Raw genomic sequence first — 23,253 nt, 5'->3', positions numbered from 1 at the left:
GTGCGATGGGCATTAATGAACCCACAACCGTTACAGGTGATACCCGCCGGGTTGGCAATAATCACCTCGGCTTTATGCCCGGCGACTTCAATCCAGCCGTTGAGGTGACTGCGGTTATGGCTGTTGACCTCGTTGAGAATAATGTTGGCTTCGCCTTTAGCCAGCCAGGGATTGCCGGCCACCATCCCACCCAGCTGGGTCTCGGTTGCTTTTGCGCTGTTATTGAGGATAACGCCGGGTTTATCCACATCAAACTGACGGTAGGTATTGTGGGAAACGCCGTCGGCGCCGGGGGTCTGGATATTGACCTGCGGCGTCCCGTTGGCGCTGCGAATGATGGTGGGCTGCTGACGGCCCGGCGCCTGCCCATCCGCCACAATCGCCGCCTGTGCGGTGAGCGAAACGCCGCCCAGGGCGAATAACAGCCCAAACCGTAGCGCGGTGAGTCGGCAACAACACGAGGGTGACGCGGGGCGACGAGCGCGGCGTCCGGTTCGTCCCCGTCCGGCCCGCGCTATCTCGGCCACCACCCTCCACAGCTGGCGGGCTTGATTAAAGATAATACGATATAACTGTTTGTTCATGACTTGCGTTCCCCTACAGGCTACACACTGGCAACGGGTGATTTGAATGCGGACGGCCAGTACAGATTGAATCCGGTGGGGATAAGGAGAAGTTGGGAAACCCGAGGGCGACAAAAAACCACCAAGACTAAAATACTGCTTTTCATTGACTTTCTATTCCACAATGTTGAAGCGGTATTAACCCTAAATTTCATTTAGTGATCAATGTTTAGGGTTGATTATCACTCAGGCAATTAAAAGTGGGGATTAGGTTAAGATATCAGCAAAAACAATGGGTTATATGACAAGGTAAAAAACAGGCCAATGTGATTATTTTGTAACAGCATTGTATAAAAAATAGATTAATATTAATCATTTAATAATCAATGTTAATGATTTCAAATTAATTTTATTGTTTTGTTTTATTTTGTGATTCGTGTCACGAAATTAGGTCTCATTTCTGGAAAAAGTCACTTGCAAAAATTGGATTTTCGTTATTGCACGAACAGGTAAAAACCTTTCCTTCTGTTTGACGAGGCTGAGGCGATATCGTGGCAATGGCGTTGCTCTGATAGCGGAAACGTTTTGTGCTGTACGTTCTTCTGTTGAGCGGCGAATGAATTGAAAAAAACGCAATTTTATTTGCTGTTTTTACCGGTTTATTCACCTGAGACTATTATCTGAAATCATAAGTTACCAATAATTGCCAATATACGTGGCAATGACTGGAAAAAGTGAATTAATTTCTTTCTCACAAGCAAATCCACCGTGTCTTAAAGACAAAGATAAACCGTATAGCCATATTAATTACCTCCTGAGTTATTCACCTATATGACTAATAAATAGAAAGTTACATTTTACCCGTGACTGTCGTCTGAAAAATCAGCGTACCGAAAGCTTATCGCAACCACATTCTCCCCGTTAAACTGATAACATATCACGTTGATAAAAGCTCACATTTGACAACAGAATAATCTCGTAGAAATATGGCACTATGAGATCACTCATATTTATTCAAGGTAACTATCGAGGCTATACATGCCAAATGAAGTTAAAAGACAGGAAATAGCCGGGCATCAGCCGGAAAGGTTATCCAGAACACCTTTGGAGAAAGGAATTCATCACGGTAAAAGAGCCATTTCTCTGACGGTCAGAGTAGGAAATTATATCCGCAATATTCCTGTCGTCGCTCACTTTATTCGCGCAACTCTGCGCTTTAATGATCGAATGGGTAATCAGTTTGGCGCCGCAATAACGTATTTTTCATTCTTATCACTAATCCCAATCTTGATGCTCTCTTTCGCTATTGCCGGTTTTATTCTGGCCTCCAATCCCGATTTACTGGCAAAATTGATTAATGGTATCGCAAACAGTATTAGTGATCCGACATTAGCTAATACGCTGAAAAATAGTGTCGATACCGCAATTAAACAACGTACTACAGTGGGATTAACCGGCTTAGCCATTGCACTTTATTCCGGGGTGAACTGGGTAAGTAATTTACGCCAGGCTATTCTCGCGCAATTTCACCCCGTTTGGCTGCGTAATCAGGAAGACGAAAAGAAGATCTATTTTAAATATATTCGTGATGCCATTTCTCTGATTGGTCTACTGTTAGCGCTGGTTATCACTCTATCACTGACTTCTATCGCCGGTTCCGCACAGGCAATCATAGTCGAAATATTAGGATTAAGTGGCATTGAATGGCTGAGGCCATCCTGGTTCCTGATTGGTCTGGCAATTTCTATTACCGCCAATTATCTTCTGTTCTTGTGGCTATTCTGGGTGTTACCCCACCACCAGCCAGAACGCAAGGCTCTGTTGAAAGGAACACTGATGGCAGCTATCGGCTTTGAAGTTATTAAATATATTATGACCATGACGCTGCCACGCCTCGCCAGCTCCCCTTCTGGCGCCGCGTTCGGCTCTGTTATCGGTCTGATGACATTTTTCTATCTCTTTGCCCGTTTAACGCTATTCTGCGCTGCCTGGATAGCCACCGTAGATAATAATCAAGATAAAAATACCGAATAAATGTGCCCTGGCAGATCCTATCTGCCAATAAATAATCAATGAAAAGGAGCTGTTTATGCCGTTTGTTAATATCAGAATTACTCGTGAAGGTGCTACAGCAGAACAAAAGAAGCAATTGATTGAAGGAGCGACTCAGTTACTAGTCGATGTGTTGGGTAAAAATCCTGCAACAACCTTTGTTATCATTGACGAAGTCGAAACGGATAACTGGGGAATCGGTGGCCAGAATGTGACTGAACTTAGAGCCGCGGCTAAAAATAGCTCGACTTTGGTATGATAAGGGCGGTATTTCCGCTGATGTATTCCCATAAAACGAGACAGGCATAGTGTTTTGACAATCTTTGCCAATAATTCAATAAGATAACTCTATGCCTGCTTATTCATTATGTCAGAAGTTTTTCCGGGATGTGCTTACTCCTGCTGCATATCCTATCGTCAAAGAGCCATCATCGACTGACTTTTATCCTACGTGATGTAACCCTTTCTTTGTGTAATCTCTTAAGTTACAGACATCAATAAACATAAGTAAATCCGCCAAGTTAGACGCGATTTTTTCCCGTTTCTTGTTTTATTTTTAGTTATGTGTTTGTTAGTAAATAGTTAAAATAATTATAGACATAATATTCATTTTTGATACCATCACACCACAATAAAACATAAATTTTTTTAATTATATGACTAAAAATAACTTAAAATCTGTAGGCTTCTCCCATTATCAATTAAATCTGGAGTATTCAGAAAAAGATAAAGATAATTTATTAAATGAATTCAGCAAATTAGAACCCGACGCTTATGCTCCTGCCAAAGTTTCCCGATTCCGCCGGTATGGAAATGCCGTAATTATCCCATGGCTAAAAGAACCCAAGTTATATTGGTTACCAACAGCAAAAGATAACAGTGGCAATAATCAGTCTGGTTATGATCAAGGGAGTAATAACCCAGAACATAAAAACATGAGATATTTTAATTCATTAAGCGATGAAGCAAAAAATAATGCACTATTGGAGAATATAATTCTTGATGATTTTAAGAATACATTTGGGTTAAGTGACCATTATCTACCTATATATGCTGGAATACACTTCGTTAAGGTAAAGTGTACGGATAATAAACTACCCGGATTTAGTTCTCCTGACTGTTTCCACCAAGACGGTGAGCCTTTTACGTTTGCCCATTTAATAAATAGAAGTGAAAATATCGATGGCGGGATAAATTATATAGGAAAAGTTTCAGCCAGGAATAAAAAAATAGAAGAGGTTAGTAACGACGAAATAATCAGTCAGTTTACATTAGAAAATTTCTTAGAGAGTTTCGCGGTTTGCGATGAATTAGTCAGCCATTATATATCTCATATTACGTTAAAAGAAGACGATGGCGAGGCAGAAAGGAGCATGATCCTTATAGACTTCTCAATGACTAAACAGGATATATAATGAAGGAATCAATCACTTCAATTCTTATTATCTGTTTTTTACTAGCTCTAGGTTTTTTTCTTGGTAAATTAATCAAGGAAAATATCAAAGCAAAGTTAGTAGGAAGCATAACTATGATAGTTATGATTCTGCTTTTTATGATGGGAATTGAATTAGGTGAAGTTTTCATAAATAGTAACCTGGGAACATCAATTATCATTGAATCCATAGTGTTATCTTCTTTAATATCAATATCAACATTCTTGATATTATTTAAAAGAAAATTTTGCCCGATTGAAGAAAAAGGGAAACAATCATTCTTAGATCCATTTATTGGGTGTTTTAAAGCTATAATGTTTTTCTGCTTAGGAGTTTTAGTTTATAAGTTTACAAATTTATCCCTGGCAGAACACAATATATCGAGTAATTATGCGTTATACACGTTGATATTACTTGTAGGGTTAGATTTGGTTAATTTTAGTTTTAAGGATATAAAAATTAATCACATTAAAATCCCTATTTTCACTATCGCAGGTACTGTTATTGGCGCGCTGATATTTTCTATGTTGACTGACTATTCAATCAGTGAGTCTATGTTAATATCTAGTGGATATGGGTGGTTTTCATTATCTGGGCCTATGGTGACATCAATGACAAATCCTCATTATGGATCTTTGTCTTTCATGACTGATCTATTTAGAGAAATATTTAGTATATTCTTCCTTTATTTTCTTGGGAAGAGTTATCCTCAAGGCGCAATAGGGATATCTGGTGCGGCAGCATTAGACTCAGCTTTACCATTTATTAAAGAAAATTGCACTAATGAAGATATTAAATATGCAATCGCAAGTGGATTTGTACTAACGTTGTTAGCCCCAGTATTTATATCGGTATTTGTTGGACTCGTTTGATTTTTTTAGCTCTTTGCTCTTCTTCTTATGTTAAGAAGAAGAGCATGCTATAACCATATTTATCTAGCCGAAAGACGCTGTTTTCTATACCTCTCAAGAATCCGGTTTGGATACCGGCGGTTGTGCCGGAGGATCAACCTTATGCGATGCAGGCAACATTATCTGATCAAAGCTATTTCTTAACTGGTTCACATCCATCTCTGCCTCCCCTTTCGGCTGAATTAGAACAAATGCGACTTCTTGCGAAAGGATATATTTTAGTTCATGGTTAAGCATTTCAGGTGTCAAAGAAGCCAAAAAGGCTTGCCTCAAGCTTTGGTACTGTTCAGGAGCAATATCCACAACATTACTCTGTTGGGATAAAAGGCGCTGATTAATCAGAATATCAGTGCTGGTATGGCCGTACATGGCAAATAATTGCTTGAGCTGTGTCTGTTTCTGTGCATACAGCTCATCAAACTGCCCTTTCGGCAATCCCTTATCACGCAATGTCACCAACTCAGCCGCCAGATATTCCATTGCTGGCTTTAGATTATCTGCCGTAGTATTGAGATTCAGAGCACAACTCGCTCGCTGGTACTGAACTTTACAATCCAAACCCAATTTCAGTGATTTATCATTTTTCTTCTCTAACCCAAGTTGCAGGTAACGATAAAGTGCTTCTCGGGTAATATCACTGATCCAATAATGGCTAAGCACTTGTGAATCATTAATCGGCTGCCAGTTGAGATCCCAAATCAGGGATAAGGTGTCTTCTTTCTTTTTATCGCTAATGATCCCGATGGTCTCCGGTTTCATTGGTGACAATGTTGCAACAGTCGCTGGAGTATGACGTTTGCCTTTCAATGATGAAAACGACTGGCTGATATTTTCCGGTAGAGTACGGCTATCCACGTTGCCCGCGACATACAACGTCATCATATCAGGGGTATACCATTGCCGATAAAACTGCTTAAGTTTATCTAAATCAACAGGGTGAGCGGCGCTCTGAGCCGGATCATGCCCTAACAAGGTTGAACCTTTCAGACGCCTACGCCATACCGGGTCCTGTATATCCGGTGGATAAGTTGCTACCGATGTATTGGCCATTTTCATGGAATGTTGCAAGGTTTCTGGCGTAAACGCCGTTTTACCTGCAGCATCAGCCAACCAACTTAACGCACTTTTCAGTAGTTCAGGACGGTTATGTGGCAAGCTCAAGCTATAGAGGGTGAAATCATATGAAACAATAGCAGGAGGTAGCGGGTATTTCGGATCAATGGCGCTGTTCCATAGCTGTTCCAGTTTGGCAGAAGATAAACTTTTACTACTGAACAGAGCGACTTTAGGAATCAGCCAGGTATAACCTGTTTGTTGGGTTTTCTCCGCGAGCGAACCTGTTTTCACAACCAGACGCAACTGTATTCTGTCATTAGGACGTTGTGGCGTTTGCAAAATTTGCCAGTTAAAACCGTTCTCCAGCTTACCCTGTTGCCAGGCAGGGTCAGGTTGCAGGACTTCTGCCTGCGTCTGGCCTGCAACGACCAGCATTATCCCACCAATAAAATAACGAATTTTCGTACCCTGCATGTAAGCCCCTATAGATGTCTACCCTTGGTTTTAACCTTCTATTGATAATGGAAGATGTTCCCCTTGACCAATAACAATCGGTAGAAAAAACAAAAACCTGAATTTTAGCAGGCGAGATCCTGTCAGGATTATAATTGAGGGTTAGACCTCAAACCGCCCTGGATGGTTTCTTGATGACGGAAATTTATGCTTATCAAATTGACGATTATATCCCCTGATCAGCAGGCCCAGCTCATCATCCTGATGGTGTTTAGGGCAAGTCATTGGCTCCGGTGGTTGATCGTTATTAAGATCCCGTGCAATGTCACGCAATGGGTGCACAATAATCCGGTTGATACACCAGCTTATTGATACCGTAAGAATAAGCGCGAGCAATAAATAAGCCGTCAGCATCAGTGCCAATGTATTAATAGCAAAACGATATACCCGGTTGGAATCCACCTGCAAAATCAAATGTCCCAACGGTTTGGCATTTGCTGGTACTGAGCCATACGCATAAAGAGGAATGCTCACTTCAACAGGTATCCCAAAAATACGTTTAGCCAGTTCGGGAATCGGACGATGGGTGGCAAAATTCAATCGTATCACCCGAATATCCTCCGGTAACACCACATCTGCCCGCCCCAAAATACCCGCAGTACGTAGCCCTATCAGCAACTCTTTTGCTTTACTGAGATCAGACCTGAGCAGTGCTTCTGTTAACGGTACCTGTACCTGGACTGCTGCATTATTAAGCTGGCTGATATAATCGTCTTTACGTTGCTGTATAAGATGGCACAACTGAATAGCAATAAAAATAGCAATGGTTACCAACGTGACACCAGTCACTGCGGCCATCTGTTTAATGGTTAACGAACGTTTGACGCGCAATTTCATTTTCACTCAAACCAATGCTTATGGGATATCGCAGTTATAACATGTCATCAATAAAATTGAGTATACTTGATTTTACTGCTAACGATCCCTGTTTCACTTATCCAAGTCGTTATTTTTCAGAAATAATTACCTTTAGTGCCTATCTGTCACTGTTAGAAACACACAGAAATATTTAAATGGTGATAATGGTTAACCCATTATCACCAAAGATATTTTATTGAATAATTGCCAAGTCATTATTCCACAGCAATATTTTCATCTTGATCAACCGCAAAACAAGCAATTAGTTGATCACCATGTTGATTCAGTTTTGGTTGAAGCTGAGTACACATACTCAGCGCTCGGCGACAACGGGCCGCAAATGCACAACCCGGTGGTGGATTCATTGGGCTTGGCAATTCACCGGTCAGCTTTATCCGTTCACGGCGTAATTCAGGATTCAACCTTGGCGTTGCTGATAACAATGCCTGCGTATAGGGATGACGTGGGTTACTGAAAATCATCTGCTTACTGCCTTTTTCCACACAGCGACCGAGGTACATCACCATCACTTCATCAGCGATATGCTCGACCACAGATAAGTCATGAGAAATAAAGACATAAGACAGTCCCAAATCCTGCTGCAAGTCCATCATCAGATTTAACACCTGTGCCCGCACCGATACATCCAGCGCAGAAACTGGTTCATCTGCAATCACCACATCTGGGTTCAACATCAACCCACGGGCAATCGCAATTCGCTGACGTTGACCACCAGAGAACATGTGCGGATAACGGCTGTAGTGTTCGGTTTTCAGTCCCACTTTCTCCATCATCTGCAACACCTGCTCTTTGCGCTCATGTGCACTCAGTTTGGTATTGATTAGCAGCGGTTCCTCCAGGATCTGTCCAACTTTCTTCCGTGGATTAAGTGAACCATAAGGATTTTGGAACACAATCTGGATTTTCTGGCGGCGTAACTTTTCAGCTTCCTTATTTGGTACCAGTAAGTCCTGCCCCTGATAATAAAGTTCACCCTCTGTCGGCTTTTCAATCATCGTCAGCAACCGTCCTAGCGTGGATTTACCACAACCAGATTCACCAACAACTGCTAGCGTTTTTCCTTTCTCCAGTTCGAAAGAGATACCATCCAGCGCTTTTACCGTACGAGCAGGTGAAAAAAATCCCCCTTTGATCGGGTAATATTTTTTCAGTTCTATCGCTTTTAATAACGGCGTTGTCGATGTTTTCCGTTCCTGATAAGTCTGTTCACTCATATCGTTGGCCTCCCCGCATCATCCAGTGGCATATGGCATTTCACCTGACGTTCTCCTACCGTTCTTAATTCCGGCTCCACCTGACGACAATAGTCACCAGCATATGGACAACGAGGATTTAGCAAGCAACCGATAGGTCGGTCATATTTCCCCGGTACAACGCCCGGTAAAGAGGCAAGACGGGATTTATCCGCAGCAAATTCAGGTAATGCCCTAAGCAGCGCCTGAGTATACGGATGGCGTGGCGCCCGGAAGATCTCTGATGCTTTGCCGGATTCCACAACCTGACCGGCATACATCACGATAATATGATGAGCCGCTTCCGCAACCAATGCCAGGTCATGGGTGATTAATACCAACGCCATATTTTCCCGTTGTTGCAACTCCAACAACAGTTCAATAACTTGCGCCTGAATAGTGACATCCAAAGCCGTTGTCGGTTCATCAGCAATCAGTAATTTTGGTCGGCAAGCAATCGCCATTGCGATCATGACTCGTTGACTCATACCACCCGATAACTGATGTGGATAAACATCCAGACGCGAAGCCGGATCGGGAATACCAACCAATGTCAGCAAATCAATCGACCGCTGGCGGCGGGTACGACGATTTCCACCCTGATGTACTTTCAGCGCCTCCATTATCTGATACCCAACGGTATAACAAGGGTTCAGACTGGTCATCGGGTCTTGAAATATCATTGCCACTTCCGCCCCGACCAATTGGCGGCGCTCTTTCTCGGAGATTTTGGTCAAATCACGCTGATTAAATTCCAGTTTGTCCGCCATCACTCTGCCCGGATAATCAATCAATCCCATCACAGCCAATGAACTAACCGACTTACCAGAACCAGATTCGCCAACAATCCCGACAACCTGACCCTGCTCTACACGGTAGCTGATGCGGTCAACGGCGCGGAATGGCGCCTCTTCGTCACCGAAGTGAACCGATAATTTTTCTACATTTAACAGTGCCATTTCGCTACCTCACTACTGCTTGAGTTTAGGATCAAGTGCATCACGCAAACCGTCACCCATCAGGTTAAATGCCAACACTGTCAGCAGAATTGCCAATCCCGGGAATGTCACCACCCACCAGGCACTTTGGGCAAACTGCAATACATCAGACAGCATCGTTCCCCATTCCGGCGTGGGTGGCTGTGCCCCCATTCCCAGAAAACCTAAAGCAGCCATATCGAGAATGGCATTAGAAAAACCCAGAGAAGCCTGCACAATCAACGGTGCCAGACAGTTAGGCAAAATATTGACAAACATCTGACGCATGGAACCAGCACCCGCCACTAGTGAAGCAGTGACATAATCGCGATTAACTTCCACCAGTACCGCAGCGCGCGTTAAACGGATGTAATGTGGCAGAGCAACAAAAGTCAGTGCCAGCGAAGCATTGACAATTGATGGGCCAAATATTGCTACTAACACCAGAGCCAATAACAAGCTTGGCAGTGCCAGCATAATATCCACGATACGCATGATGATAATATCCACCACACCACCGAAATAACCTGCCAGCACACCCAGCATAACGCCCATCAGCAGGGATAACACCACAACCAGACATCCCACCAGCAATGACAGCCGGGCGCCATACATCAGGCGTGAAAGTAAATCACGCCCTACATCATCAGTACCCAGAATAAACTGCCAGCTTCCTCCTTCCTGCCACACTGGTGGCGTCAGCAAGGAATCACGGAACTGCTCAGCCGCACCATGTGGAGCGAGTACCCCGGCCAACAGCGCAATGAGTAACATCAATACAATATAAACCAGACCAACAACCGCCCCTTTATTACGCTTGAAGTAATACCAGAACTCCTGTATCGGCGTCATAATTTTAGGCGCATTGTTTGCTACAGGCTCAGTCACTTGAGACATAATGTGCCCCCTATTTCTTATGACGGATACGCGGGTTAACAATGCCATACAGCACGTCAACCACCAGATTTACCAGGATGATCATGATCGCCACCAGTAATACGCCTCCCTGCACCACCGGATAATCTCGGCGTTGCAGGGCATCGATCAACCAGCGTCCAAGCCCCGGCCAGGAGAAAATGGTTTCAGTCAAGATTGCCCCTGCCAGCATAATACCCACCTGCAAGCCTATGACGGTCACAACTGGCAGCAATGCATTGCGCAGAGCATGAACCACAATCACCCGGATACGGCTCAAGCCTTTGGCACGTGCAGTACGGATATAATCCTCACCCAACACTTCCAACATAGAAGAGCGAGTCATACGGACAATGACCGCCAGTGGAATCGTTCCCAAGACAATAGCAGGCAAGATCATATGCATCATGGCATCTTTGAAATCGCCTTCTTCTCCCCAGATAAGGGTATCAATCAGCATAAAACCCGTCAGCGGATTGCTGTCATCAAGGAAAACACTGTCGCTTATCCTCCCGGATACCGGAGTCAGATCCAACTGGACAGAGACCAACATGATCAACATGATCCCCCACCAGAAGATCGGCATAGAATATCCGGTTAAAGAAAGCCCTATTGCAGTATGATCAAAAACCGATCCTCGCTTGACTGCGGCCAGTACTCCAACCGGAATACCCACAGCAATAGCGAACAACATGGCGCATACCCCCAGTTCGAGGGTTGCCTTGAAACGGGGAACAAATTCTTCCCACACAGAGATGCGACTTTTCAGGGAGATACCAAGATCTCCGTGTAATACACCATTCACATAATGAAAGTATTGCTGCCAGAGTGGCTTATCCAGCCCCATTTCAGCCATTAGCTGAGCATGACGCTCAGCCGATATTCCACGTTCCCCCGCCATAATTATCACCGGGTCTCCGGGGATCATATGGACAAAAGCAAAAGTCAGCAAAGTAATGCCGATAAACGTTGGGATCACTAACCCCAGACGTCGGAGTATGAACTGCAACATATCCCAAACTCTCTTTTTTTAAATGCCGGTTACAGCTCTCAGGCCGCTTGGCTTGATAAGGGGGAGGACTTTCCCCCTTTCGCTCACAACTCAATGAACTTCTTGCCTCTACTTGTTTGTCAGCCTCCTCAGTGATGACTGATAGCTGAGGAGAAATCGCCATCCCCGCTGAAAAATCAGGGAGATGGCTATCACAACCGAGTAAAAACAAAATTATTCAAGAGATACGTTGCTGAAAATATGCCTGCCCAGAGGATCAACGACATAACCTTTCACCTCTTTACGTACCGGTTCATAAACTGTGGAATGAGCGATAATCAGCGCCGGAACCTGTTCGTGCATCACAGCCTGAGCCTGCTTATAAAGTTCAACACGTTTAGCATGTTCAGAAGCGATCCGTGCTGGCTGAATGACATCTTCAAACGGCTTGTAACACCATTTAGAGTAGTTGGAACCTCGTTCTTTAGCTGCGCAGCTAAACAAAGTTGCGAAGAAGTTATCCGGGTCCCCATTGTCCCCCGTCCAACCCATCATCACAATTTGATGTTCGCCATCTTTAGCCCGTTTTAAGTATTCACCCCATTCATAGCTGACAATTTTGGCCTTAACACCAATTTTCGCCCAATCAGCTTGAACCATTTCAGCCATACGACGAGCATTCGGGTTATACGGTCGTTGTACTGGCATTGCCCACAAGTCGATAGCAAAACCATCGCTCATTCCTGCTTCTTTTAGTAGCTGTTTCGCTTTTTCCGGATCGTATGGGTAATCTTTCAGAGTATTGTCGTAACTCCACATCGTTGGTGGAATCAGATTTTTGGCTTTCTGACCAGCCCCCTGATAAACCGCATCAATGATAGCGTCTTTATTGACAGCCATTGCCAGCGCCTGGCGAACTTTGACGTTATCCAGTGGCTTTTTGGTGACGTTGAAAGCAACATAACCAACATTCAGACCAGGCTGTTCCATCAAGACGATATCTTTATCCTGCTTCATGCGAGCAATGTCCGCCGGATTTGGGTATGGCATGATCTGACATTCGTTTTTCTGTAATTTTGCATAACGAACGGATGCATCGGGAGTAATAGCGAAAACTAGCCGGTCAACTTTGGCTTTATCTCCCCAATATTCTTTGAAGGCTTTATACAGAATGCGAGAATCTTTCTGATATTGCACCAACTGGAATGGGCCTGTACCAATTGGATTCAGATCGACTTTCTCCGGCGTACCGGCTTTCATCATCTTATCGGCATATTCTGCTGACATAATAGAAGCGAAATCCATTCCTAAGTCAGCCAGGAATGGCGCTTCCGGGCGGCTTAGCTCAATCCGAACAGTATAATCGTCTACTTTTTCAACCTTATTGATCATCTCACCCATACCCATGCCAATAAAATACTCATAGCTGCCGCCTGACACCTTGTGGTATGGGTGGTTTGCATCTTTTTGCCGCATGAAAGTATAAATCACATCATCAGCATTGAATTCGCGGCTTGGTTTGAAGTCTTTGTTATCGTGCCACTTAACGCCTTTGCGCAGATGAAACGTGTAAACTTTACCGTCATCACTAATATCCCATTTTTCAGCCAGACTCGGGATAATTTCCGTTTTACCTGTTTTGAAATCAACCAAACGGTTGTACAGAGGTCTGGAACTAGCATCATAAGTTGTACCCGCTGTGAACAATTGTGGGTTAAATCCTTCTGGTGAACCTTCAGAGCAATAAACCAATGTTTTTGCCTGAACGCTAGCAGTGACTGCCAATGCAATTAAGCTGATCCCTAGCTTTAATAACCCAGTCTTTTTAGAGGAAGTTGTCATTCTCTTGCACTCCATTTGTGATGTTGTTGTGTACAGCCAGAACCTGCATTTTGTTTCAGGAACTGTGCTGTTGGTTTTTTTATTATTTTCGGCTTATCAATTAAACAACTGTTGTCTCTTGCGTCAATAAGATCTCAACAGATGTCATAAGCAACAGGAAAACACAAAGGAAACCTATTATTAACATAATTAGCACAAAAACATGACGCAATGCACATTTTATAGCCAAAAAGACCATGATAAGGCAATGGTTACAGCATGAGTAACTATTATCCAAGACGTAAAATTTGTTGCTGAGTGCTTAATTAGTAAACGATTATTTCAGCGGGAAAGGTAAAAACTGGCACAAAATATTGTGTGCCTAATAAAATTGGTACCTGAAAAGTGAATTAAATAAGGGTAGCACTAACCATGTAAAGCAATATAAAAATCTATTAGTGGTCTATCCACTCTTATAACCTTTAATCTCTTTGATTCTATTAATGGTGTACCAGTAGACAAGTAATAACCAAACTGCAACGACCATGGCATACCTTAAACATTCACTCAATCATCCCAATCTTTTTTGCGTGCCAGAGAAATGTAATGGAGAAATATATTAAGTGAAACACCTACATTCTTATAGATATTTCAGCAACATGATTAATTACTTAAGATAAAATTAATAATTCAGCTTTATATTTATTAATAATTTTGTTAGTATGGAAAACATAAGTTACTTTCTCATTTTATTTAAATATTCAATACCCATATCGAAACCGGTATCCTATATTTTAAATATATTTCATTAGAGTATATAGTAACTAATATAAGTTACCAATTTAACTAATTCATATAAATAACCCATTTTCATACTAAATAAGGAATAGCAACAATCATGTTTTCAGATTTACTCTCAGATTGGAGATGGTATCACTATATTTTAGTTACCATTGTTTCTATTATTCTCTTTATTATCTTCGCAGTCATCATTATGAAATCAATTGTTGAGAAAAAGATCCTTAATAATTTGAGAAATGAATACCAAAATAGAGCATCTGGTAAATTACCAAAATTTGAACCTAAAGACTGGGCTTATATATTGGGAACTCCTTATGCTGCTGTTGAAGAGTATCCCTGTAATGATCCGATTATTGTTCCCGGCAGCAAAGATGCTGGCTCACTTCAGACTGCCTGGGGTATTAATGACAGAGAAAGCCTGATTGCTCAATTATTTCATTTATTAACTAATGGTCACCGGCATAAATTCCGCCAGGAAGTCTATTTCTTCTCTGACGTATCCGAATCAGATTATGAGCAAATAAAGAAAGACATACAAAAAGAAGAGGATGAAGATGGAGAAGCTAAAGAACTTCTCTGGCGGGCCGAAGTTGTTCGTAAAAATTTAAACAATATTCAAACAGTAAATTTTCTTGCCTGGGATTACGTCCGTTATATCAAGTTAATTTGCAATGGTATCAGTACAGAATATCTGGATCGGGAGGAAGCAGACAATTTTGTACAAATTATTACTCACACCGTTCAGAGAGAATATAAGAGTTGGGAAGAGTTCTGGCATCATTTTCTACTGGGAAGATGGTACTGGAGCAGTACAGATATGCGCTGGACCATTACACAAGATCTTTATGGGAAAATTGTCACACTTATCAATAAAGAACCTGGTGGCCCATCCAACACATTAAACTGGAATACAAACTTATCAGAAGCTAATATCGCTCCCTTTATTAATGCTGTTTTAACATTAGGCTATGAAAATGAAGAGGGAAAAAAATTAGGAGAGGATGAAATAAAGAATATGATTCAGTCAACTCTGGAAAATGGTGGATATTTTCCTGAGCCAGCCGAAATACAAGAATAATTATTAAGCAAAAGATAAGGTTATTTTATCTCGATAATTATGAATTAGATAATTATAGATTATTTTCCGAACAGAAATTTCCTATAAGAAAATCAATCTTTGTTATTTCATTATTGATAACATTTTCAATATGGTCGCAATGAGATAAAAAACCATATATACCCAATAGATTTCAAGATGCATCGCGACAGCAAAGGAGCGAATCCCCGGGAGCATAGATAACTAGGTGACTGGGGTGAGTGAGTGCAGCCAACAAAGAGGAAACTTGAAAGATAACAGGTATAAAAGATAATAACAGTAAAAGACCACCTCCTTAGGAGGTGGCTCATTGTTACACTAGAGGTATATAGGGATTAGGATTAATAAATCTAGTAGGAGCATAGTTATCATATCCTTTACCCCTGCAATATTCTTTTAACTGGCTTAATGAATTTATCCCCATTTTTTGATAAATTAATTGTAGCCTACTTTGTACCGTTCTATATGAAATACCTAATTTTTTAGCTATATCTTTAGCACTCAGTGATTGCAAAGCAAAAAATACTATATCGAACTCTCTATCAGTAAATAAATCAGTTGGTGTGCCAAAAGTTAATGAGTCAGGATGCCTATTGTTTTCGAAATGATACATGGAATAAATTTCAAGTTTTCTACCATGTCCAACAACCCCAATACACTCTCCATCCTTCATTAGCGGTGTAATATTGGCCAGAAATGGTTGGATCATTTTTTTTCTCCCGCCATAAATGAAGGTGTTTAGTACTGGAATGGTTTTTTTACTGGTCATTACGTTTCTATCATTAGCTTGTATAATATCTGCAAACTCAGCCGACGGTGCCGGACATTCACTATCAAGTTTACCTTCTATGTTAAAACCCTTAGGAAGGCCACTGTAATAAAGCGTAGCATCATTAGCATAGACGAATCGAGATTCTTTGTCTTTTATAACCCAAAGATCGTTGCTGTTTTCCATATATGATATGAAGGCATCAAAACTTTTTGAATGAACATCCAGCTCTCTGTTTACAGAGAAACTCATAGTTTTATCTTCCATAATTTCACCTATCATGATTAAATAACAAAACAGTAAAACTTTAATAACTTCAATGCAAGGTTATCACTTTTACAATTCAATAAGTAATTATATTTATGGATTTCAAACAATAGTCTCTGGAAAGGCCATTCTTTAATGGTTTAAATGTATTAATTTACCTTGTGGTTGGCTACAGGGCAGGATCTAACTCATCTTTTGTGGCTAATTTAGTTGTAAAAAAACAAATGAAACTCAAAAAAACACTTTAATTAGTTACATTAGGTATTCTCGGACTTTCAAATGATAACTACCTTGATATATCTGAATAGCACAAGGGGATTGCCAATTTTATTACCCATTTGATCAAACGGAACAAGAAAAAAAGCATGGCATTGAGTGCTGTCAGAAATTGATCCGAATCCTATCATGGAGCAGAAACAGCGTAATTGACATAATTCTAGTATGGTCTTTATCTCTATAAATTAGGTGATTCATACTGATGAATAAAGTCAATAATAAAGTGAATTAATGAACTACCTTATACATTGACACCTTGATGATCAATGTATATGATGCCGTTATGAACAAATCTAAAAAAACACTCAGCACTGTTAAACGGACAACAGTAGACTATACGGATAGAACGTATTGGAACGGCATCATTAAGATGAGTCTATCCAAATTTTTTATTCTCAGTGTTCTGCAACAGCGGCCTATGCATGGTTATGAAATTGCCAGAGAGGTTGAGTGCTCCACCCAAGGATGTTGCTCGCCGACTGAAGGTACAATTTATCCAGTGCTGCGTGAATTTGAACAGGGTGGGTATGTAACGGTACACAACGAAACCGTTGCAGGTCGTGGACGCAAAGTATACACATTAACAGACAAAGGGCGCGAAGCCTTTGCTGTAGCCGTGGAAGCCTGGATGGAAGTCGCTACACATATCAATCGTCAGCAATGACAGTTTTTTTTGACTTTATACATTGACCATCTATGCATTGATCGGAAATATAAAGAATCTATTGTACGACCTATTAACCATTTAATTTGAAGGAAATAAATGTGAGCGAACAATCGGTTAAACAGCGGCTCGAAGACATCCAACACTATTATGGCAAAACCCTGTCTAGTAGAGAGGATCTTGCTATAAATGTATGCACTGTAGACAACTCTACTTCAGACAAAATCAAAGAAGTTCTTAAGTTTATCCATCCTGATGTACAAAACCGTTTTTATGGTTGTGGTACACCTTTTCCTCCCTTGCTAGAAGGAACGACAGTATTAGACTTAGGATGTGGGAGTGGACGTGATTGTTTTATTCTGTCCCACCTCGTCGGTACTGAGGGTAAAGTTATTGGTATTGACGCAACAGCAGAACAAATCGAATTTGCCCAGCGTTTTGTGGATTATCATCGTCAGACCTTTAACTATTCATCGACCAATGTGCATTTTCAGCAAGGCTATATTGAGTCACTAGAACAACTTAATTTACCGCCTGAAAGTATAGACGTTATCGTCTCAAACTGTGTCATCAATCTATCGGTATCTAAAGCAAGCGTGTTGGCAGGTATGGCTCGCTTGCTCAAATCGGGCGGTGAAATCTATTTTTCTGACATTTTTTTAGATAGAAGGTTGGATCAATCACTGAAAAATGACCAACAGATTGTTTGTGAGTGTATCGGTGATGCGTTGTACTTTGAAGATTTCATCCGACTAGCAAAAACAGCTGGTTTCAATGATGTTCGTATCATTAATAGCTGCTTGAAATCCATAAATAATAAGGAGATCGAAGCAAAACTAGGCGGTGCAAAACTATATTCAATGACGCTGAGGCTATTCAAATTAGATTTGGAAGACCGTTGTGAAGATTATGGTCAAGTTGTCATTTACAAAGGCAATTTACCGGATGCACCGGATCAGTTTGTGCTGGATCGAGAGCATATTTTTGAGACAGGCAGAGCTGTTCCCATATGCCGCAATACCGCCGATATGATCACTAAAAGCCGTTACCATACTCTTTTTGAGTTAATTGGTGATGGGAAGAAACACTATGGTCTTTTCAAAGGCGGAAGATCAAAGAACTTTTATACTGATATCAAAGTCATACAAACTTATGCACCAGGCGACTGTGACTGCTAGGGTGAGCAGCAGATAACAAAAAGCCTTACAGCAATCACTGTAAGGCTTTTCAACTTCCTTTTAAGTCTGCGGACTTAATTTTATATCCCCAAACTGTAAATCTGGTCGGCGAGAGAGGATTCGAACCTCCGACCCACTGGTCCCAAACCAGTTGCGCTACCAAGCTGCGCTACTCGCCGAAAACGAGGCGAATCTTACTGCGCTCATTACAGACCGTCAATACCTTTTTGATAATCATGGGTTAGTTGTTGGTAAAAACAGCATGAACGCCGCACTTTATCACGGATTTCACAGAAATACGTCAATTAGGTAAAAAATAATGTTGTAGCTAAATCTGGACTTTCTTTTTCCTAACTAAGTTAATTTAACCTGCTACCCAGTCCCCCCAGAAAGGTTTATTCATCAAATAGGTCAGAGTGTCTTCCTGTTCGTTCAAACCTAACGACATCACCAACTACTTTGTAAATCAATAACCAATCAGGCTCAATGTGAGCATCACGAAACTCCTTCCATTCACCACGGAGAGGATGATCCTGATAGTTAGCAGGCAATGGTCTATTATCAATCAACAAACTCATTAGGACCTTAAGTTTGTTCATATCTTTGCCACGTTTTTGTGCAGATTTCACATCACGCTTAAATTGACTTGAATATCTTGGCTTGCGCATCAGATACCAAGCTGATCAAATAAATCGTCAGCATCCTTTGCTTGATGAATGTCTTCACCACGATCACTCTTAGCCAAAGTTTCGGCAGTCAATTTATTAGGTACTCGCATTTCAAACGGTAATGCTTTTTCCTTCGCAACTTTAGTCAAGGTGATACGCACTAGATCAGATATGGTTAACCCCATACCAGCCAAAACCTCGGTAGCTTCTGCTTTTAATGTCTCATCGATTCTTGCCCGAACAAACGCATTTGCAGCCATAAATCCCCCTTTTAATTTATAAATAAAACGTAGCTCGAATGAGCTACAAAATCAAGGTTAGAGGTATTAAGTTCCAGCCATTGCATTTCACAACAGCCGGAATTAGCTATTTCAGCTTATTATTGCAGTAACGAAATATCCGCAACTTTCAGGAATAACTCACGCAATTCACTTAACAAAGTTAAGCGATTCACTCGCACCTGCTGGTCTTCATCCATCACCATCACATTGTCAAAGAAAGCATCGACAACTTCACGCAGGGAAGCCAACTCAACCAATGCCTCCTGATAACACCCTTCAGCAAACAAAGGTGCCAGTTTATCCTGTAAAACCACCAGATGCGTTGCCAGTTTCACCTCTTCAGGCGCTTTCAGCACAGAAGCACTGACTTTCTCATTCAGTGTCTCTTCAGACTTCGCCAAAATGTTAGAAACGCGCTTATTCGCGGCTGCCAGCGCTGTCGCTTCATCCAATGTACGGAAGTGAGTCACCGCCTTGACACGGGCATCGAAATCAGCGGGTTGGGTTGGACGACGGGCCAACACAGCCTGAATGGTATCAATGCTGTAACCCTGCTCCTGATACCAAGCACGGAAGCGGCCAAGCATAAATTCCACCACGTCATCGATGACCTTGGTATTCGTCAGCTTGTCACCATACAAACGAACGGCTTCTTCTGTTAGTGCCTGCAAATCCAGTGGCAGTTTTTTCTCAACGATAATACGCAAAGCACCCAGCGCAGCACGACGCAACGCAAACGGATCTTTATCACCCTTCGGATGCTGACCAATGCCAAAAATACCCGCCAGAGTGTCCATTTTGTCCGCAATGGCTAACGCACAAGAAACACCGGTAGATGGCAGTTTATCGCCAGCAAAACGCGGTTGATACTGCTCATTCAGTGCCAGAGCAACCTCTTCCGCCTCACCATCATGACGAGCGTAATGCATTCCCATCACACCCTGCGTCTCGGTGAACTCAAATACCATGTTGGTCATCAGGTCACATTTTGACAACAGACCAGCCCGGGTAGCGTGATTAACATCCGCACCGATTTTCTCTGCAATCCAGCCAGCCAGCGCCTGAATACGATCCGTTTTATCACGCAAAGTACCAAGCTGTTTCTGGAACAGAACCGTTTCTAACCGAAGTAGATTATCTGCTAGACGCTGTTTACGATCCGTCTTAAAGAAAAATTCTGCATCAGCCAAACGTGGACGAACCACTTTTTCGTTACCAGAAATAATTTGCTGCGGATCAGAAGATTCAATGTTGGCGACAAAAATAAAGTTCGCCATCAACTTGCCCGCATTGTCGTAAACCGGGAAGTATTTTTGGTCACCTTTCATAGTGTAAACCAATGCTTCAGATGGCACTTCAAGGAATTTTTCTTCAAATTTCGCGGTCAGCACAACCGGCCACTCAACCAGCGAAGTGACCTCTTCCAGCAAGCTGTCACTGATATCAGCAATACCACCCTGTTTAACCGCCGCTTGTTCTACATCCTGCTTAATCAGCGCCTTACGAGTGACATAATCCGCAATCACTTTACCGCGTTGCTGCAAAATTTCTGGATACTGTTCCGCATTATCAATCGTAAACTCAGATTCACCCATAAAACGGTGACCACGAATGACACGAGTGGATTTAATACCCAGAATTTCGCCTTCAATCAGTTCATTACCGAATAACATGGTAACGGTATGAACCGGACGAACAAACTGAGTCTCTTTATCGCTCCAGCGCATCAATTTGGGAATTGGTAACTTACTCAACGCATTGTTGACCATACCCGCCAATAGTTCTTTTACACTGAGGCCCTTAACCAGCGCACGATACAATAACCACTCGCCTTTATCCGTCACTAAACGTTCAGCCTGAGAAGCCGTAATACCACAACCGCGAGCCCAACCTTCTGCCGCTTTTGTCGGTTTACCCTCAGCATCAAATGCCTGAGCAATCGCCGGACCGCGTTTCTCTACTTCACGATCAGCCTGAGCCTCATCCAGATTAGCAACTTTCAGTGCCAGACGGCGCGGGGTTGCAAACCAACTTACTTCACCATACGCCAAATTCGCGTTATCCAACTCCGCCGCAAAATTAGCGGCAAATGCTTCAGCCAGTGAACGAAGAGCCTTCGGCGGCAACTCTTCTGTGCCGATTTCCACCAGGAAAGTCTGTTGAGTCATGACAGCCTCTTAGTTCTGATTCTTTTTACACATAGGGAAACCCAACGCCTCGCGGGAGGCATAATACGCTTCTGCAACAGCTTTGGTCAGAGTGCGAATACGCAGGATATAACGCTGACGTTCCGTCACCGAGATAGCTTTACGGGCATCCAGCAAATTGAATGTATGACCCGCTTTGAGAATACGTTCATAAGCAGGCAGAGGTAGTGGCGTTTCTAACGCCAGCAAATCCTGAGCTTCTTTTTCATACTGTTCGAAGCAGGTAAACAGGAAATCCACATCCGCATGTTCAAAGTTATAGGTGGATTGTTCCACTTCATTTTGATGATAAATATCGCCATAAGTAGTTTTACCCAGCGGGCCATCGCACCAAACCAGATCATAAACACTGTCTACGCCCTGGATATACATTGCCAGACGCTCAAGACCATAAGTGATCTCGCCTGTAACGGGTTTACACTCAAGGCCGCCGACCTGCTGGAAGTAAGTGAACTGAGTCACTTCCATTCCGTTAAGCCACACTTCCCAACCCAATCCCCAGGCACCCAATGTTGGGTTTTCCCAGTTATCTTCAACAAAACGGATATCATGAACTGTTGGGTCTAATCCTAACTCCTTCAGAGAACCCAGATATAACTCCTGAATATTGTCTGGAGATGGCTTAATAATGACCTGAAACTGATAGTAATGTTGTAAACGGTTAGGGTTTTCACCATAACGGCCATCCGTCGGACGGCGGGAAGGTTGCACATAAGCCGCAGCAATTGGCTCCGGGCCAAGCGCACGCAGGCAAGTTATTGGATGAGAAGTACCAGCGCCAACTTCCATGTCCAATGGTTGAACAATGGTGCAGCCCTGGCGCGCCCAATAATCCTGTAATGTCAGGATCAGCCCCTGAAAGGTTTTGGTATCAAACTTTTGCATGTTGGATTCGCACGCGATACATATGAATTTGAAAGGAAGTAGGCCAGTATACCCTTTGACCTTAAGATATACAGCCCTGAATTAACGTTCAATTCGGCCCTGAAATAAAAAAATCCTCATCTGACTATTTTACTTGTATGTATATACAGTTAAAGTATGATCGATTCTCAACCAACAACACAGGAAATCACAATTATGGAATTAATACGCTGTCATTGGGTTACGACTGATCCTGAATATCTGACTTATCACGATGATGAATGGGGAAAGCCACAAAAAGACAGTCAAAAGCTGTTTGAAATGATCTGTTTAGAAGGGCAACAATCTGGATTGTCATGGCTGACGATTCTGAAAAAACGTGAAGGCTACCGTAAATGTTTTCACCAATTTGATCCGGAAAGAATTGCCGTCATGAATGAAAACGATGTAGAACGGTTAATGCAGGATCGCACCATTGTTCGTAATCGAGCCAAGATTAACGCAATTATCAACAACGCGCGTGCATACCTTAAAATGCAGCAACAAGGAGAAGAATTCGGTGCCTTTATCTGGCATTTTGTCGATAACAAACCCATTATTAATCAGTGGGAAACTATTACCGAGGTACCGGTAAAAACAGAGATTTCAGATGCATTATCACAAGCGCTGAAAAAGAGAGGTTTTAAATTTATCGGCAGTACCACCTGTTATGCATTTATGCAGGCTGTAGGTTTAATCAACGATCATATAATCAGCTGTTTATGTCGAAAATAAATTCCGTGAATGACTATTGCACTGTAGCTATTCGCCGCTTGATTTTCGGGTTTAAAGCAGTGTAA

General features: G+C 42.2%; 21 protein-coding genes and 1 tRNA gene. 8 read left to right on the top strand and 14 right to left on the bottom strand.

Annotated features, from left to right (window positions below; genetic code table 11):
* Positions 1–584, bottom strand: a 584-nt coding sequence (locus tag BO26_RS01815) for a two-partner secretion domain-containing protein (RefSeq protein WP_036768323.1), incomplete at its 3' end; no start/stop codon positions are given.
* Between the two features lie 1,017 nt (positions 585–1,601).
* On the opposite strand from BO26_RS01815, the gene yhjD reads away from it, so the two are divergent.
* The 4 genes from yhjD (at position 1,602) to BO26_RS01795 (ending at position 4,920) form a co-directional block, all read left to right on the top strand.
* The gene (gene yhjD, locus BO26_RS01810; protein WP_036768322.1) at positions 1,602–2,597 is read left to right on the top strand and encodes an inner membrane protein YhjD; all 996 of its coding nucleotides are present in this window, start codon (positions 1,602–1,604) and stop codon (positions 2,595–2,597) included.
* Between the two features lie 55 nt (positions 2,598–2,652).
* A complete protein-coding gene (locus BO26_RS01805) occupies positions 2,653–2,874 on the top strand; it encodes a 2-hydroxymuconate tautomerase family protein (RefSeq protein ID WP_036768321.1) in 222 nt (73 codons plus the stop codon).
* Between the two features lie 397 nt (positions 2,875–3,271).
* Positions 3,272–4,030: a 2OG-Fe dioxygenase family protein gene (locus BO26_RS01800; RefSeq protein ID WP_081861817.1), complete on the top strand. Its 759-nt coding sequence runs from the start codon at positions 3,272–3,274 to the stop codon at positions 4,028–4,030.
* Positions 4,030–4,920 (top strand): LysO family transporter, encoded by an 891-nt coding sequence (locus tag BO26_RS01795; protein ID WP_036768320.1) that lies wholly within the window; start codon positions 4,030–4,032, stop codon positions 4,918–4,920. Before BO26_RS01800 ends, BO26_RS01795 begins: the two co-directional genes overlap by 1 nt.
* Positions 4,921–5,013: 93 nt before the next feature.
* Here the strand turns inward: BO26_RS01795 and BO26_RS01790 are convergent, their stop codons facing one another.
* From BO26_RS01790 to dppA, 7 genes are all read right to left on the bottom strand, one after another.
* Entirely contained in the window at positions 5,014–6,489 is a 1,476-nt protein-coding gene (locus BO26_RS01790; RefSeq protein ID WP_036768319.1) for an insulinase family protein, read from the bottom strand.
* Between the two features lie 141 nt (positions 6,490–6,630).
* Entirely contained in the window at positions 6,631–7,365 is a 735-nt protein-coding gene (locus tag BO26_RS01785) for a HAMP domain-containing protein (RefSeq protein WP_036768318.1), read from the bottom strand.
* A 236-nt stretch (positions 7,366–7,601) separates the two neighbouring features.
* Positions 7,602–8,621, bottom strand: a complete 1,020-nt coding sequence (dppF, locus tag BO26_RS01780; protein ID WP_036768317.1) for a dipeptide ABC transporter ATP-binding subunit DppF — start codon at positions 8,619–8,621, stop codon at positions 7,602–7,604.
* On the bottom strand, positions 8,618–9,598 hold the full coding sequence (dppD, locus tag BO26_RS01775; RefSeq protein WP_036768316.1) for a dipeptide ABC transporter ATP-binding protein: 981 nt from the start codon (positions 9,596–9,598) through the stop codon (positions 8,618–8,620). The genes dppF and dppD overlap by 4 nt, the downstream gene beginning before the upstream one ends.
* 12 nt (positions 9,599–9,610) lie before the next feature.
* On the bottom strand, positions 9,611–10,513 hold the full coding sequence (gene dppC / locus BO26_RS01770; protein WP_036768315.1) for a dipeptide ABC transporter permease DppC: 903 nt from the start codon (positions 10,511–10,513) through the stop codon (positions 9,611–9,613).
* Positions 10,514–10,523: 10 nt separating this feature from the next.
* A complete protein-coding gene (gene dppB / locus BO26_RS01765; protein ID WP_036768314.1) occupies positions 10,524–11,543 on the bottom strand; it encodes a dipeptide ABC transporter permease DppB in 1,020 nt (339 codons plus the stop codon).
* A 213-nt stretch (positions 11,544–11,756) separates the two neighbouring features.
* On the bottom strand, positions 11,757–13,364 hold the full coding sequence (gene dppA / locus BO26_RS01760; protein ID WP_036768313.1) for a dipeptide ABC transporter periplasmic-binding protein DppA: 1,608 nt from the start codon (positions 13,362–13,364) through the stop codon (positions 11,757–11,759).
* An 877-nt stretch (positions 13,365–14,241) separates the two neighbouring features.
* On the opposite strand from dppA, the gene BO26_RS01755 reads away from it, so the two are divergent.
* The gene (locus BO26_RS01755) at positions 14,242–15,222 is read left to right on the top strand and encodes a DUF1266 domain-containing protein (RefSeq protein ID WP_036768311.1); all 981 of its coding nucleotides are present in this window, start codon (positions 14,242–14,244) and stop codon (positions 15,220–15,222) included.
* A 331-nt stretch (positions 15,223–15,553) separates the two neighbouring features.
* On the opposite strand, the gene BO26_RS01750 is transcribed toward BO26_RS01755, so the two are convergent.
* A complete protein-coding gene (locus BO26_RS01750) occupies positions 15,554–16,276 on the bottom strand; it encodes a helix-turn-helix transcriptional regulator (RefSeq protein ID WP_036768310.1) in 723 nt (240 codons plus the stop codon).
* Between the two features lie 646 nt (positions 16,277–16,922).
* On the opposite strand from BO26_RS01750, the gene BO26_RS01745 reads away from it, so the two are divergent.
* Together BO26_RS01745 and BO26_RS01740 are read left to right on the top strand one after the other, a co-directional pair.
* The gene (locus tag BO26_RS01745) at positions 16,923–17,216 is read left to right on the top strand and encodes a PadR family transcriptional regulator (protein ID WP_036768309.1); all 294 of its coding nucleotides are present in this window, start codon (positions 16,923–16,925) and stop codon (positions 17,214–17,216) included.
* Between the two features lie 101 nt (positions 17,217–17,317).
* The gene (locus tag BO26_RS01740; RefSeq protein WP_236637235.1) at positions 17,318–18,394 is read left to right on the top strand and encodes a methyltransferase domain-containing protein; all 1,077 of its coding nucleotides are present in this window, start codon (positions 17,318–17,320) and stop codon (positions 18,392–18,394) included.
* A 102-nt stretch (positions 18,395–18,496) separates the two neighbouring features.
* On the opposite strand, the gene BO26_RS01735 is transcribed toward BO26_RS01740, so the two are convergent.
* From BO26_RS01735 to glyQ, 5 genes are all read right to left on the bottom strand, one after another.
* Positions 18,497–18,573, bottom strand: a tRNA-Pro gene (locus BO26_RS01735).
* Positions 18,574–18,789: 216 nt separating this feature from the next.
* Positions 18,790–19,062: a type II toxin-antitoxin system YafQ family toxin gene (locus BO26_RS01730; protein ID WP_036768308.1), complete on the bottom strand. Its 273-nt coding sequence runs from the start codon at positions 19,060–19,062 to the stop codon at positions 18,790–18,792.
* Entirely contained in the window at positions 19,062–19,322 is a 261-nt protein-coding gene (locus BO26_RS01725; protein ID WP_021325378.1) for a type II toxin-antitoxin system RelB/DinJ family antitoxin, read from the bottom strand. The genes BO26_RS01730 and BO26_RS01725 overlap by 1 nt, the downstream gene beginning before the upstream one ends.
* Before the next feature lie 119 nt (positions 19,323–19,441).
* A complete protein-coding gene (glyS, locus tag BO26_RS01720) occupies positions 19,442–21,511 on the bottom strand; it encodes a glycine--tRNA ligase subunit beta (RefSeq protein WP_036768307.1) in 2,070 nt (689 codons plus the stop codon).
* A gap of 9 nt (positions 21,512–21,520) precedes the next feature.
* A complete protein-coding gene (glyQ, locus tag BO26_RS01715; protein WP_036768306.1) occupies positions 21,521–22,435 on the bottom strand; it encodes a glycine--tRNA ligase subunit alpha in 915 nt (304 codons plus the stop codon).
* A gap of 195 nt (positions 22,436–22,630) precedes the next feature.
* On the opposite strand from glyQ, the gene BO26_RS01710 reads away from it, so the two are divergent.
* Positions 22,631–23,188, top strand: coding sequence for a DNA-3-methyladenine glycosylase I (locus BO26_RS01710; RefSeq protein ID WP_036768305.1), 558 nt, complete (start codon positions 22,631–22,633; stop codon positions 23,186–23,188).
* The last annotated feature ends 65 nt before the right edge of the window (positions 23,189–23,253 follow it).

This window comes from Photorhabdus australis DSM 17609 (genome assembly GCF_000711895.1).
In the GTDB taxonomy this organism is placed as follows: domain Bacteria; phylum Pseudomonadota; class Gammaproteobacteria; order Enterobacterales; family Enterobacteriaceae; genus Photorhabdus; species Photorhabdus australis.
This window is presented reverse-complemented; position numbering and strand designations above follow the sequence as displayed.